The 12821-nt window shown below is 61.9% G+C and carries 13 protein-coding genes and 2 tRNA genes; 9 read left to right on the forward strand and 6 right to left on the reverse strand.

The window, feature by feature from the left end; translation table 11 throughout:
* Position 1: 1 nt before the first annotated feature.
* Positions 2 to 1006 carry a LysR substrate-binding domain-containing protein gene (locus FJ949_RS10920; protein ID WP_140495740.1) on the reverse strand — a complete coding sequence of 335 codons (1005 nt, stop codon included), beginning with the start codon at positions 1004 to 1006 and terminating at the stop codon, positions 2 to 4.
* Between the two features lie 151 nt (positions 1007 to 1157).
* On the reverse strand, positions 1158 to 2453 hold the full coding sequence (locus FJ949_RS10925; protein ID WP_181171552.1) for an amidase: 1296 nt from the start codon (positions 2451 to 2453) through the stop codon (positions 1158 to 1160).
* A gap of 554 nt (positions 2454 to 3007) precedes the next feature.
* Here FJ949_RS10925 and FJ949_RS10930 point away from each other — a divergent pair.
* From FJ949_RS10930 to FJ949_RS10940, 3 genes are all read left to right on the forward strand, one after another.
* A complete protein-coding gene (locus tag FJ949_RS10930; RefSeq protein ID WP_140495742.1) occupies positions 3008 to 3793 on the forward strand; it encodes a transporter substrate-binding domain-containing protein in 786 nt (261 codons plus the stop codon).
* A 74-nt stretch (positions 3794 to 3867) separates the two neighbouring features.
* On the forward strand, positions 3868 to 4590 hold the full coding sequence (locus FJ949_RS10935; RefSeq protein ID WP_140495743.1) for an ABC transporter permease subunit: 723 nt from the start codon (positions 3868 to 3870) through the stop codon (positions 4588 to 4590).
* A 1-nt stretch (position 4591) separates the two neighbouring features.
* On the forward strand, positions 4592 to 5278 hold the full coding sequence (locus FJ949_RS10940) for an ABC transporter permease subunit (protein ID WP_140495744.1): 687 nt from the start codon (positions 4592 to 4594) through the stop codon (positions 5276 to 5278).
* Positions 5279 to 5728: 450 nt separating this feature from the next.
* On the opposite strand, the gene FJ949_RS10945 is transcribed toward FJ949_RS10940, so the two are convergent.
* Positions 5729 to 5803: transfer RNA gene (locus FJ949_RS10945), tRNA-Asn, on the reverse strand.
* A gap of 220 nt (positions 5804 to 6023) precedes the next feature.
* Here FJ949_RS10945 and FJ949_RS10950 point away from each other — a divergent pair.
* Positions 6024 to 6284, forward strand: coding sequence for a hypothetical protein (locus FJ949_RS10950; protein WP_140495745.1), 261 nt, complete (start codon positions 6024 to 6026; stop codon positions 6282 to 6284).
* A 55-nt stretch (positions 6285 to 6339) separates the two neighbouring features.
* On the opposite strand, the gene FJ949_RS10955 is transcribed toward FJ949_RS10950, so the two are convergent.
* Positions 6340 to 6591 (reverse strand): hypothetical protein, encoded by a 252-nt coding sequence (locus FJ949_RS10955; RefSeq protein ID WP_140495746.1) that lies wholly within the window; start codon positions 6589 to 6591, stop codon positions 6340 to 6342.
* Positions 6592 to 6812: 221 nt separating this feature from the next.
* On the opposite strand from FJ949_RS10955, the gene FJ949_RS10960 reads away from it, so the two are divergent.
* The 4 genes from FJ949_RS10960 to FJ949_RS10975 all read left to right on the forward strand — a co-directional run bounded on the left by FJ949_RS10960 (position 6813) and on the right by FJ949_RS10975 (position 10292).
* Positions 6813 to 6886, forward strand: a tRNA-Cys gene (locus FJ949_RS10960).
* Between the two features lie 90 nt (positions 6887 to 6976).
* Positions 6977 to 7645 (forward strand): protein-L-isoaspartate O-methyltransferase, encoded by a 669-nt coding sequence (locus FJ949_RS10965; protein ID WP_140495747.1) that lies wholly within the window; start codon positions 6977 to 6979, stop codon positions 7643 to 7645.
* Positions 7646 to 7823: 178 nt separating this feature from the next.
* Positions 7824 to 9203: a TolC family outer membrane protein gene (locus FJ949_RS10970; protein WP_140495878.1), complete on the forward strand. Its 1380-nt coding sequence runs from the start codon at positions 7824 to 7826 to the stop codon at positions 9201 to 9203.
* 258 nt (positions 9204 to 9461) lie between these two features.
* The gene (locus FJ949_RS10975) at positions 9462 to 10292 is read left to right on the forward strand and encodes a PopZ family protein (protein ID WP_140495748.1); all 831 of its coding nucleotides are present in this window, start codon (positions 9462 to 9464) and stop codon (positions 10290 to 10292) included.
* A gap of 26 nt (positions 10293 to 10318) precedes the next feature.
* On the opposite strand, the gene FJ949_RS10980 is transcribed toward FJ949_RS10975, so the two are convergent.
* Positions 10319 to 10513: a hypothetical protein gene (locus FJ949_RS10980; RefSeq protein WP_140495749.1), complete on the reverse strand. Its 195-nt coding sequence runs from the start codon at positions 10511 to 10513 to the stop codon at positions 10319 to 10321.
* The gene (locus FJ949_RS10985) at positions 10510 to 12030 is read right to left on the reverse strand and encodes an FAD-dependent oxidoreductase (protein WP_140495750.1); all 1521 of its coding nucleotides are present in this window, start codon (positions 12028 to 12030) and stop codon (positions 10510 to 10512) included. The genes FJ949_RS10980 and FJ949_RS10985 overlap by 4 nt, the downstream gene beginning before the upstream one ends.
* A gap of 43 nt (positions 12031 to 12073) precedes the next feature.
* Between FJ949_RS10985 and FJ949_RS10990 the strand changes: the two genes are divergently transcribed.
* Positions 12074 to 12571: a MarR family winged helix-turn-helix transcriptional regulator gene (locus tag FJ949_RS10990; protein ID WP_140495751.1), complete on the forward strand. Its 498-nt coding sequence runs from the start codon at positions 12074 to 12076 to the stop codon at positions 12569 to 12571.
* The last annotated feature ends 250 nt before the right edge of the window (positions 12572 to 12821 follow it).

The raw sequence follows: 12821 nt of genomic DNA on the forward strand, positions 1-12821 counted from the left end.
TTCAGCGGTGAATGAAAACAGTTCTGTCGGCCTGGCGGCGAGGACCCAGGGCGGTGATTCCTGCCTCTACGCCGTTCATAAAGCTTCGCGTCGTCTGGATGAGATGCTCGGTGAAGGCGTCCGCCGCCGTCGATGCAATGACACCCCAAGGCCGGTAGACGCTGAGGTTCAGATCGAGACGTGGCCGGAAATCCCTGATCTCGATCGGCAGGTCGCGTGCCAGCCACGCCGAAAGCCTGTCGACGACGCTCACGCCCGCCCCCGACGCGACAAGGGCGATGCACGCACTGGACAGGCTGGCCTCTATCTTCAACAGACGTCCCACTCCGCGTTCTTCGCACAAGGCATCGAGCTGCTGCCGCATCGGATCGGCGGAGCCCATCGAGATGAAGTCGAGACCGTCGAGATCTTCTGCCTGCACCACGTCGAGCTCAGCCAGACGGTGACCCGCCGGCATGACGCAAACCGGTGGGGTCGCTGTCAGCGCTCGCCTGACGATTGAAGAATTCTCGTCCGATGCCGTTACGCCTATTCCGATGTCGAGCTGATTGCGGCTCGCCCGCTGCACCACCGTGGCGGAGCTGCGGATATCCAGGGAAATCGACACGGATGGATGCTGTTTTGAGAAGCTCGTGATGATGGACGGCAGCAGCGTGGACCCGAAGGCCGGGAGCGCGCAGATGTTCAGCCTGCCACTTCGCAACTCGCGTATCTCCCTCGCGGCGCGCGAGATGCCGCGCGCGGACTCGAAAACGCGCTTCACCTCGGCATAGAGCATGTGTGCTTCAGGGGTGGGGATCAGCCGCTGCCGGCTTTTCCTGAACAGCTGGAAATCCGCCTTCTCGCTGAGTTGCTGGAGCATCTTGCTGACAGCCGGCTGCGTGATGTCAAGTGCGTCGGCCGCCTTGGTGGTTGTTCCATGCAGCATGACCGAAGCGAAGACCTCGATCTCGCGAGGCGTAAACTCTGCCTCCTTCGTGACGGTGTCCTTTTCGCCAAATTTCATGCCCGCTTACCTTGCCAGGCAGCTGGATCGCTGTGCGAACAGCGAGCTGCGAACGCCAAGATTAATGGGAAGGGCCGGATGTTCCAAGAGGCGCGCGAAGGAAGTTTATTCCTGGAGGTTATGAACTTTCAGCGATTTGGCGGAGCTGATTTCAGTTGCCTGTCAACATTTCGGCGAGGTCGAGCAAACCGGCGTCCCGACCCGGACCTGCGGCAAGTTGCGCCGACACCGGGAGCCCGTCAGGAACCAACAAAGGAATAGCCAACGCCGGCATGCCAAGCATGTTTGCCCAGCGGCGGAAGCGGCCGCCGGCCATTCCCCACGGCACCATTTCCCCATTCACCTCGGTGAGTTCGTCGGAAAGCCGCGGCGCCGATCCAGGCGCCGTAGGGATGGCAAGAGCGTCCAGGCCCGCGATTTTCTCCAGAAACCGGCCTCGCACGCCGTTACGGATTTCGATGGCGCTATCATAGGCGCCGGCATGGATGCGAATGCCGCCCTGCAGGAATAAGTGAACCGCGTCGCCGACCATGTCCGGCTTCTGCTCGATTGCATTGCGGTAGATTCGCGCGAACTCACATTGGAGGATTGTCAGTCCCGCGGCAACGAACGCCTCCCTGTCGTCGAAGGTGATCTCGACCGTGCGCACTTCAGGACGATCGAGCATGGTAGCCAACGCGATATCGACTGACGTGTCGACGTGAGCGCCAAGCAGTTCGGGGCAGATGCCGATCGTGATGCCCGTTGTCGTTTTGCTGCCCCCGCTTGCCGACGGGGCGAGCCGTTTTCCGGCAAGCGCCTCGGTCATCAGGCGAACGTCCCTGACCGAGCGTGCAAGAACGCCGATGCAGTCCAGCGAAGGCGCTATGCTCATGACGCCCTGTACGGCGATCAGATCATTCGTCGGCTTGTAACCGAACAAGCCGGTTGCAGCAGCCGGGGATCGGTTTGACCCGCCGCTGTCCGTGCCAACCGCTGCCAGGCAAAAACCGGCCGCGACCGCTGCGGCCGACCCGCTGCTCGTGCCACCTGTCCCACGGTCCGGATCAAGCGGGTTGGCGACCTTGCCGAACCAAGGGTTGTCATGACCGCCGACGCACAGTTCGTGCAGGTTCGTCTTGCCGATGATGATGGCGCCGGCCGCCTGAAGATTGGCAATGCATGTTGCCGTTTCCGTCGCCACGTGGTCCCGAAACAACCGGGAGCCAGCCGTTGTCGGCCAATCCTCGACATCGATAACGTCTTTGACCGCGATCGGCACGCCATGCAGCGGGCCGCGCCTGTGACCGGATCTGATTTCGCGTGTGGCCTGAAGCGCGGCGTCCAGGGCATCAGCTTCGGCCACGAATATCATCGCCTTGATGTGTTCATTCAGCTCCTGGATGCGCTCGAGGCAGCCCTCCACGATTTCCACGGGCGACAGGCCGGCAGCGATCTTTTCGCTCATCTCCTCGATGGACCGGCAAGGGCTGCTATTCATGTGACCACCTTAGAGCGAACGGGCCGCGGGCCGACTGCATTGCGGCCGGCCATCCCGGAACCGGCCGACGATGCCACATCAGAAATTTGGTGGACAGTCGCGAGCTTATTCCCGTGGACGCGGGACTATCGCTGAAAACTCATAGTCGCGATCAATGGCGGCGTCGTGAACCGTTCAATTCAGCCCTGTCCTCGCACGCGCGGATCAACGAGCGGCGATCGTTTGCCGGTCGCCGGACTGCGTCACTCGAAGGGGCTATCGTCATAACTATTGGTGATGAACCGCACGGCAGGGGGCATTAGATCGAGATCATTTGAACTGTTAGCGTTTTCAAACACCGCCCTGAAAGAAGGTCGACTGAGCCGAATGGCCAAGTTCGCATCGCCGACATCCGAACCAGTCCACGATGCTCGATGCTGCCGGCTGGCCACGGGCCGACGTCGAAAGATCGGCAGATGCCCGGCTACCAGCATCATCATTGCGGAAGATACAAATCCACATAAACAAAAAGGGGAACAATCATGAAAAAGCTTGCACTCGCCTTGTCACTGATCGTGGCGGTATTTGGCGCCGCCAATTCATCGTCGGCGGCCGACGATGTCATCCGTTTCGGTGTCGCCGCGGAGCCATACCCGCCTTTCTCCGTCAAGGATGCCAGCGGCACCTGGCAGGGCTGGGAAATCGACCTGATGAATGCCGTTTGCAAAGAGATGAAGGCGAAATGTGAGATCGTCGATATCGCCTGGGACGGCATCATTCCCGCGCTGCTGGCCAAGAAGTTCGACGTCATCTGGAGCTCGATGTCGATCACGGACAAGCGCAAGGAGGTGATCGATTTCACCGACAAGTACTACTATTCGCCCAACGTGCTTGTCGGCGCCAAGGCGGATACGCGGCAGTTCGACGTGACCAAGCCGGAGACATTCAAGGGGATTGCGGTCGCGGCACAGAGTGCCAGCCTGCAGGCGACCTACATGCAGGATAAGTTCAACGGCATTGCCGAAGTGAAGATCTATCCAACACTCGATGACGAAATCGCGGACATCCAGGCCGGACGCGTGGATCTCATGGCTGCGGCAGGCATCCAGATCCAGGATTTCTTGAAGAAGCCGGAGGGCCAGGCTTATGAAATCAAGGTGACGCTGCCGCATGAGAAAATGTTTGGATACGGCGACGGCGGCGGCCTGCGCAAGGAAGACACCGCTCTGAGGGACCGCCTCAATGCAGCACTCAAGGCGGTGCGCGCCAGCGGCGAGTACGAGACGATCACCAAGCGCTATTTCGATTTCAACATTTACGGCGATTGATCATCTGGTTCAGGCCCGGGGGACGGCCGGCCCGGGGCGGCCGTCGCCATCTTCATTGAACTGGAACGCGCTGTATGAACTCGACCGTGTCTTGGGCAACCCTGCTCAGCTTCGGGGACAAGGGCTGGGGCGACGAATTGCTTCTTGGCGCTTGCCTGAGCCTTGGAATTTCGATCAGCGCCTATCTCGTGGGCCTGACCCTCGGCCTCATGGGTGCGGTGGCCAAGATCTCGAAGAACCGCGTGGCGGTCTCCGCAGCCGTTGCCTATACGACAATCATCCGGTCCGTACCGGACATTCTCATCATATTCCTCGTCTACTATACCGCGACGGACGCGTTGCGCTGGGCCGTGAGCCTGGCGGGACTGACTTCCGAATTCCAGGTCAATGGGTTTGTCGCCGCGACCCTGTCGCTTGGGATCGTTCAAGGCGGCTACAGCACGGAGGTCCTGCGCGGCGCGATCGTGGCCATCCCGCGAGGTCAGGTCGAGGCAGCCCATGCACTCGGTCTGACACGGCGCCAGACCTTCTTCCTGGTCACCGTGCCGCAAATGGTCCCCCTGGCCTTGCCGGGGCTTGGCAATTTGTGGCTGGTCGTTTTGAAGGAAAGCTCACTGGTCAGCCTGATCGGTTTTACCGAGCTCGTTCTCGCCGGCAAGATGGCTGCCGGCGCGACGCGCGATTACTTCATGTTCTATTGCGCGATCGCGTTCGTGTTCCTCGCCATGTCCGGCATATCGGCGATGCTTTTCCATGCCCTCGAAACAGCCACCGTCCGTGGCGGGAGGCGGGGCTAGCGTGACTGAGTTTGGAGCCTACCTTGCCAATCAGCTTCTGGCCGGCGTCCAGGTCACCATAATCCTGTTCCTCGGCTGTGCGGTGGTCGGCAATTTGCTTGCCATCCCGGTTGCACTGGCCCGGCTATCCAACAGCAAATGGCTGCGATATCCAGCGGTTGCGTTTATCCTCGCGTTCCGGGGGACCCCGCTCCTGGTCCAGCTTTACCTCTGCTACTTCGGTATCGGCCAAATTCTCTCGGGGATCCCCTCGATCCGCTACAGCCCGCTCTGGCCCATTTTGCGAGGCGCGGACTTCTATGCGTTTTTTACCCTTTCCCTGAACACCGCGGCCTACTGTGGCGAGATTTGGAGAGGGGCGATACAGGCCATTCCAGAAGGGCAGCGTGAGGCCGGCCAATCGCTTGGCCTGTCGAAAACACGGATCATGATTTCCGTCCTTCTCCCGCAGGCTTTCAGGTTGGCTTTGCCGGCGATCGGCGGCCAGAATATCCTGCTTTTGAAGGGGACCGCACTGGCGTCGACGATCACGGTGTTCGAACTCATGGGTGCGGCGAACCTCGTTCGCGCGCAGACATTTCGGGTCTACGAGCCTCTGTTCGCCGCCGCGCTAGGATATTTCCTGCTGGCGGCATTGATCACTATCGGCTTTGGTTTCTTCGAGAGACGGCTTGCTCGACGACATTGAGCGGAACGGATCGGCATATCGAGCCGCTGCGTGGAAGGCGACGTGATCTTCAGGCCACGCCGAATTCGCCATAGGATCGCGCCGCTTCGATGACCTCGCCAAATCCCATTTTGCCAGCAGCGGCTATTTCGTCGCGGAACTGATCCCACGCTGTCGGGGCAGTTGGCGCGCTTGACCGCGTCGGACAAAAAACTTCTCGGCCTCTGCATGAACCGCAGGGTATTTCTTTAGCGCCTCCTGGTAAGTGGCACCAAGCGGGCACGAGGTGTTCTCGCGTGCCCAAAATGGTCCAAAGTTCTCCAGGGATTTTGCGCCTGTAGCCCCATCCGGCCTTGCCGCGCTTCTGAATGTGGTTCACGCCGATCGTCATAGCCCAGTGTACCCCGCAGTGTACCTCTGGGAGGCGGAAACCCTTGCAGTGCTTGGGTTTAAAGACATTTCTGGATTAAGTGGCTCCCCGGGCCGGATTCGAACCAGCGACCAACCGGTTAACAGCCGGTTGCTCTACCACTGAGCTACCGGGGAACAGAGGCTCTCATGCGAGTGGCGCAGCCTATAGCAAACCCTTTTCGGCTTTGCAAAGAACCATTTCGCATTTTTCCGAGACTTTTTCGCTCAGGCGTTTCTCGCAATCGGCGGCGTTCGTCCTCATATTAGCCGTCTTGCGAGGGCGCGGAACCGAATGCGCGGTCGCGGCTTTCGTCAAGTGACATCCTCAAACCACCAGACGGACCAGCCATTCGAGATGACGGCAGCAGAAGAAAACCAGGCACCGGCGCGAAAGATATCGGTCTTCGGGCGCAAGTTCACCATGCCGCGTTCGCGCGGCCTCAGGATTGCAATCGGCGTGCTTTTGACGATTGGCGGCATTCTGGGGTTCTTGCCGATTCTCGGTTTCTGGATGGTGCCGCTCGGACTTTTGGTGCTCTCCTACGAATTCGCCATGGTGCGCCGCCATCGGCGCCGGTTCGTCGTCTGGTGGGAACGGCGGCGCCGGCCGGATTGATCGGCCACGCCGGGGACCTTGCCCGGCTTCGTCGCGGCGGCCTTTGGGGCCCGAATCAAATCGCAGCGCTATCCTGCGTTCCAGTGCTCGCCTCCTCCGGGGCGTCCTGCTGGCCTGCTCTCAGATCCTCGCTGATTTCCTTCAGGACGGCGGAAGCCGAGGCAAGGCGCGCGCGGTCGCGCGGTGAAAGCCGGCCGGTGCCTTCTATCTTGAGGCAATCCATGGCGTAGCGCACCAGCTCCTCGCACCCCAGCAGCGGCGAGCTGTCCGCGTTGTTGGTCGACTCGTCCGGTTTGGCCAGCTGCATGGCGCAGTCCTCCTCGGCCTCAACGCAGCCCGGTGCGCGGAGTTTCTCCCGATCATCCGCCATGCTTAACGGCTTGCTAACGCAGCTCGAACCGCCCTGTCTCGCATTTAGGGCGGGGTGCGGGGACTGGCGCAGGCGAAACCGTCGCGAATGCATTGTCGCCGCTTGACGGCTTTTTCGCCGCAACCTATTGGAACCGGGTGGAACGCCGGGAGTAACGAGGCCTCGTGGCGGAGTGGTTACGCAGAGGACTGCAAATCCTTGCACCCCGGTTCGATTCCGGGCGAGGCCTCCAATCTCCGGGCTCCCGCGCGTCAGCGCAGGGAGCTCGCCGTTCCCGTCTAAATGAACCGCGATGTGGCGCGGCAAGCGGATTGGTTGGGACATGAGCGCTGATTTCTCCGAGCTTCGCGTCAAGATGGTCGATGGCCAGATCCGCACCACCGACGTGACCAGCACGCCGCTGCTCGACGCCATGCTTTCCGTGCCCCGCGAGCTTTTCGTCGACGAACGCCAGCGCAATCTCGCCTACATCGACGAAGACATCCGCATCGCGGACGGCCCCGGCGGCGCGCGATATCTGATGGAGCCTTCGCCGCTGGCCAAGCTGATGCAACTGGCCGAGATCAGTCAGGCTGATTCGGTCCTCGATGTCGGCTGCGGCACCGGCTATGCCTCGGCCATCCTGTCGCGACTGGCGGGCTCCGTGGTGGCGCTTGAAAGTGATTCGGCGCTGGCCGAAACCGCAAAGTCGGTGCTCTCATCGCTGGGCTGCGGCAATGTGACCGTGGTCCAGGGCCCGCTGCCGCAGGGATATGCGGCCAAGGCGCCCTACGATGTCGTCTTCGTCGGCGGCAGCGTCGGCAAAGTGCCGGCGGCGCTGCTCGACCAGCTCGCCGAAGGCGGCCGCCTCGTCGCGGTCGAAGGGCAGGGCAATTCTGGCGTGGCGCGGCTTTTTTTCAAAGCAGGGGGGGTTGTAACCGGTAGACGGGCATTTAATGCGGCAATTAAGCCACTACCCGGGTTCGAACGTGAGCATGCTTTCGAATTCTGAATGATTTGGCCTTGCAGCAGAGGCTTTGTCATGGTCGCTTGCATTTGAACAATCGTTGCTGATCCCAATGGGGGCACTTTGGGCCGAGCGACAGGGAACATTCTGACACGCCGCTCCGGTTCTCTAAGGAGAAGCCGGTGCGGCGTGGTTCCCATGGAAAACGAATGAGGGTTTAATGGTGCCGTCTCTACGCAAGTCACTTTTCACCGCCGTCCTCGTTTCGGCGACCGCGCTTTCCCCGCTGGCCGCCTCGGCCGAAACCATCTCCGGCGCGCTTGCAAAGGCCTATCAATACAATTCCTCGCTGAATGCCTCACGAGCCGGCGTACGCGTCACCGACGAGAGCGTGGCCATAGCCAAGTCCGGCTGGCGCCCGACCATCACCGGGACGGCCGACACGAATTATGTGAATACCCGTGCCAGCGGCGCCAACGTCAAGACGGGGTCGGCCAGTGTGGCCATCGTCATAAACCAGAGCCTGTTCGACGGCTTCCAGACGAGAAACAATGTGGCGGCAGCCGAATCGCGGGTCAAGGCATCCGTCGAAAGCCTGCGCAACACCGAGGAGAACACGTTGTTGAGCGCGGCCACGGCCTATATGGACGTGATTCGCGACCGGCAGATCGCGGTGCTGACGGAGCAGAATCTGCAGTTCCTGACCGAGCAGGCGCGCGCCGCGCGCTCGCGGTTCGAGGTCGGCGAAGGCACGCGCACCGACGTTGCGCAGGCCGATGCGTCGCGCGCTTCCGCCGTGGCGTCGCTCAGCGCCGCCCGCGCGCAGGCGCTGGCAAGTGCGGCGAGCTATCACCAGATCGTCGGTGACGAGCCGGGCAAGCTCAGGCCTGCCTCGCCATTGGCCAGGCTGCTGCCGCCGAGCCTCGATTCGGCGATAGCCATCGCCTCGGCCGAGCATCCGGCGATCCTCGCCACCCAGCATCTGGTCGATGCGGCCGCGTTTTCGGTGAAGTCGTCCGAGGGCGCATTGCTGCCGCAGCTTTCCGCATCGGCCGGCATTTCGGAGGATTATCTGCATCGCAATCCCGACCTCCAGGGGAGCAACGGCGGTTCGACCTCGGCCAACATCGGTGCGACACTGACGATCCCGATCTATTCGGGCGGCCGCACCTCGGCGGTCGTGCGACAGAACAAGGAATCGCTTGGCGAGGCCCGCATCCAGGTCGACGTCAGCCGCGACCAGGTGCGCCAGGCCGTCGCCTCGGCGTGGTCGCAATACACCGCCGCGCAGCAGAGCGTCGCCGCCAACAGGCAGGTGATCGACGCCGCTCAACTGGCGCTGAACGGTGTCATCGAGGAACGCAATGTCGGCCAGCGCACCACGCTGGATGTGCTCAACGCGCAGGCCACCGTCATCACCGCCAAGATCAACCAGGCAAATTCCGAGCACGACGTTGTGGTGGCGAGTTATGCCATCCTGTCGGCGATCGGCCGCCTCTCGGCCGAGCGCCTTGCGCTGCAGGCGACGAAGTACAGGCCTGAAGAGCACTACAATGCCGTCAAGGACAAGTGGATCGGCCTGCGCACGCCGGATGGCCGCTAAACTCCACAGATTCGAGTAGTTCTCTCGAAGCGACCCGGCGTTCGATCGAAACGCCGGGTCGCTTCATTGTTTGCGCAACTGCGCCGGCAACCCGTCACATGCTTTTCGACGAATTGCGCTAATCTGTTGAAATCCCACATGTCCCCAGAATGGGGATTCTCGTACGGCGCTCCGTCGGTTACGCTGTCGCCATGATTCGAATCCGGCGTTTACCGGAGCGGAAGTCTGTAACAGGTCACAAGGGCGGCGGATGTGACGATGGCAACGGCAAGCAGCGCACAGCGCGAACCTTCCATGGAAGAGATACTGGCTTCCATCAGGAGGATCATCGAGGACAGCGACAGCGGCCGCAAGCAGCCGGACGATGCCGATGACTTGCGGCAGGATCTGAAGCCGGCGGCGGGCGCCGCTCCCGACGTCGATGCGTTCCGCGCCGAATTGCATGCCGCTCCCGAGGTCAGGAAGCCGGTCACGCTGGCGGAGGTGCAGGCACAGACATCGGCGGCCGAACCAACGGTCGCGCGCATGGAAGCGCCGGAGCGAACCGATCCCGTGGCACCAAGGGCGTCGATGACGCTTGCCGAGGTGAGCGCCCGGATCGCCGCCGAGCCGCTGCCCGCCGAAAGGACCGACAGGCCCGCGACGCCCGAGGCCGGCGCGGCAAGCGATGCCATCGTCGCCGATTGGCGCCGCGAGATCGCGGCGGTCGGCGAGCAGGCGAAGGCGATACCAGGCATTCGCAAGCCGGTTGTTCAGCCCGAAGCGCCGGTGGACGAGCCGATGCCGGAGCCGGCGTTCGAGCGGACCCCTTCGATCGCCGCCCCGGCGAGCACCGACGAGGCGCGCAAGGCGGCGGATGAAACGCCTGCGGCCCGTCCGGCAATCCTTTCCGAGCATACGGGCCGGCAGGTCGCCGCGGCCTTTGGCGAACTCTCCGACGCCTTTGCCAGCCGCAGCAAGAAGACATTCGACGAGATGGCCGAGGAGATGCTGCGGCCGATGCTGCAGGACTGGCTGGACAACAACCTGCCAACGCTGGTCGAGCGCCTGGTGCGCGAGGAGATCGAGCGCGTGGCGCGCGGCGCGTAATGATTTTCCCGGGTCGCCTTAGGTGGCTAGTTGGACACCGCTGCGCCTTCACCCTGGCGCAGGCACGGTAATCTCAGGATCGGCATGTCGAGGGAGGCGGTGGCCGCAATAATAGCTCCGATGATGGCGATTGCCACGACCACGCCGCTCCACGCTTCATATAGGCCGATCCAAGCATAGAGCCCGCCAACCTTATTGCTCGAACATATCTCGGCAGTCATTTCGGGTCTTCTCCGGGTTGGACTAGGCCCATGCGGGCCAAATAGGTTTCGAGTTTCGCGGTTCGGTCTGCACCAAGAATCGCCATCACACCGATATATCCGTCCGGCCGGATCAGCACACATTCGCCCGGTGCCAGTGCATAAGCATCGCGAAGGTGTCCCCAGGCATCGATGACATCGCCTTGCGGGCCGATGTGGTGGACATGCAGCCCCTTGAGTGGCCCAACCGTCTCTCTCCCGGCTTGATGAACAAGCAGTGTCCAATGCGGCCCTTGCAGCAATTGGAACAGTCGCCATGGTTGCCCCGCCGCGCCGCTGATTTGGGCATCCGGCGCGCGGTCCCCCGCACGCGGGCCGCCGCCGCGTTCGGCCATTTCCCTGGAGAGCGGCGATTCCGGATAGGCGATATTGAGCTGGCGCACCTCGCGGCCGCGGTGCATTCCACCCTGTTTCTGGGCGTCGAGCAGCCGGGTCGAAAGGCCGAGAACCGATTCTGCGACCGGACGTCGTTCCTGCTCATAGGTGTCGAGCAGGCAATCATCCGCGCCGTCGAGGACGGCGGCAAGTTTCCAGCCCAGATTATAGGCATCCTGCACGCTGGTGTTCAGGCCCTGGCCGCCGGTTGGCGGATGGATATGAGCTGCATCGCCAACGAGGAATACCCGATCGACCCGGTAGCGATCGGCAAGCCGGGCGTTCATCAGGTAGGCCGACGCCCAGGCGACCGAATCCACCCGCACGTCGCCGCGGCCGGTCCGCTCATTAATCAAGCGCCCCAGCTGTTCTGCTGAGAGGTCCACTTCGCCGTCCAGCAGAATGGGTGCCTGAATCTGGAAGAGATCGGTTCCGGCGAGCGGGCAAATCGCGACCATTCGCTCCATGTCACCGTCGTTGAACTGGTGCCACGCATCGCGGTCCAGCCCGGTCAACAGCACATCCGCCACGACCGCACGCACGCCCAGCGTCTTGCCGGGGAAATTCAAGCCGAGCGCGCCGCGCACGAAGCTGTGCCCGCCGTCCGCCCCGACAAGATAGCGTGCGCGAACGGTTTGCTCGCCATTCGGCCCCGCAAGACGTGCCATGACACCGTTCTCACCTTGCTCGAACCCAACCAACTCACATCCGTACTCGACCCTATGGCCTAGTTCTGCCAGCCGCTCTCGCATGATCCGCTCGGTGAGGAATTGCGGAATCATTAGCGCGATGGCGTAAGGCTCTGCCGGGGTCGGATCGGGGCGCTCGCCGGTGTCCTTTTCGATATAGCTGCCGTCATCGCCATACACGCGCATCGGCGGATAGACGCCGCCTGCGGCAACGACCCTGTCGAGAATGCCAAGATCTTCGAAAATCTCCTGTGTCCTCGGCTGGATGCCCTTGCCGCGCGAGCCACGGAAGGGGTCGCTCATCTTCTCAATGAGCTGGAAGGATATACCGCGCCGTGCAAGCTCGATCCCAAGCGTCAGGCCAGCCGCTCCCGCGCCGCAGATGAGCACATCTGCCGTAAAACCGTTTGTCATGTCGATCTCCTTGTGTGTAAAATGCACATAATGGAGAGTCGGAGTGGCGTCAATGAAAAACGTGAAAAATACACATATTGGGAGTCATCAGATTCGTGAACTCCACGGAGCGCTGATCGAGATTGCCAGCCTTATGAACCGGCCTCAGCGCGATGAGCAGATGGTAAAGGAGGCCGGAATTGCGCTCGACCGCGCACTGTTTCCTCTGCTGGTCGGGATAGAGCGGCTTGGGCCGATCGGGATAGTGGACCTCGCCGACCGGGCTGGCCGCGATTACACCACTGTCAGCCGTCAGGTGGCGAAGCTCGAAAGCCTTGGCCTGGCCGTGCGCCGGCAGAGCGAGACAGACCGCCGCGTGAATGAGGCTGTCGTCACGCCAAAGGGCAAGGCGATGACCGACAAGATCGACGCAGCACGAGAGAGAAACGCTCGCGCCGTTTTCGAAAGCTGGGACGCACACGACATCGACGAACTCGTGCGGCTCATGCGCAAGTTCGCCGAAGCTTTGAAAGAAAAACCAGAGGACTCCAGCGCGTCCTGAGACGTCGCACTATTCCTCGTTTCGTACGACCCGAGCTGGCATTTGGGATTGGGCGGCGTAGGCGTGCAATGCCTCTCCGGCTGGAGCCGGTGACAGTGCCGACGCCACCAGGGATTGTCGCATACGGGACAGACACTATCTGAACGGTGATCCTCTTTCTGTTGTGCCGGTTGCCGAGGCGGCCCCTACGGTTGACTCGGTCAAAGCCTTCCGATTTACACCGGACCAGCAAAAATCCGACAGCGCGGAC

Source organism: Mesorhizobium sp. B2-4-1, assembly GCF_006442185.1.
In the GTDB taxonomy this organism is placed as follows: Bacteria; Pseudomonadota; Alphaproteobacteria; order Rhizobiales; family Rhizobiaceae; genus Mesorhizobium.

What these genes read in the sequence shown, in the direction of transcription:
- FJ949_RS10925 (WP_181171552.1), bottom strand. Translation starts at nt 2,453, where the DNA reads ATGAGCGAAAAGATCGCTGCCGGCCTGTCGCCCGTGGAAATCGTGGAG.
- FJ949_RS10930 (WP_140495742.1), top strand. Translation starts at nt 3,008, where the DNA reads ATGAAAAAGCTTGCACTCGCCTTGTCACTGATCGTGGCGGTATTTGGC.
- FJ949_RS10950 (WP_140495745.1), top strand. Translation starts at nt 6,024, where the DNA reads ATGACGGCAGCAGAAGAAAACCAGGCACCGGCGCGAAAGATATCGGTC.
- FJ949_RS10935 (WP_140495743.1), top strand. Translation starts at nt 3,868, where the DNA reads ATGAACTCGACCGTGTCTTGGGCAACCCTGCTCAGCTTCGGGGACAAG.
- FJ949_RS10985 (WP_140495750.1), bottom strand. Translation starts at nt 12,030, where the DNA reads ATGACAAACGGTTTTACGGCAGATGTGCTCATCTGCGGCGCGGGAGCG.
- FJ949_RS10965 (WP_140495747.1), top strand. Translation starts at nt 6,977, where the DNA reads ATGAGCGCTGATTTCTCCGAGCTTCGCGTCAAGATGGTCGATGGCCAG.
- FJ949_RS10920 (WP_140495740.1), bottom strand. Translation starts at nt 1,006, where the DNA reads ATGAAATTTGGCGAAAAGGACACCGTCACGAAGGAGGCAGAGTTTACG.
- FJ949_RS10975 (WP_140495748.1), top strand. Translation starts at nt 9,462, where the DNA reads ATGGCAACGGCAAGCAGCGCACAGCGCGAACCTTCCATGGAAGAGATA.
- FJ949_RS10955 (WP_140495746.1), bottom strand. Translation starts at nt 6,591, where the DNA reads ATGCAGCTGGCCAAACCGGACGAGTCGACCAACAACGCGGACAGCTCG.
- FJ949_RS10980 (WP_140495749.1), bottom strand. Translation starts at nt 10,513, where the DNA reads ATGACTGCCGAGATATGTTCGAGCAATAAGGTTGGCGGGCTCTATGCT.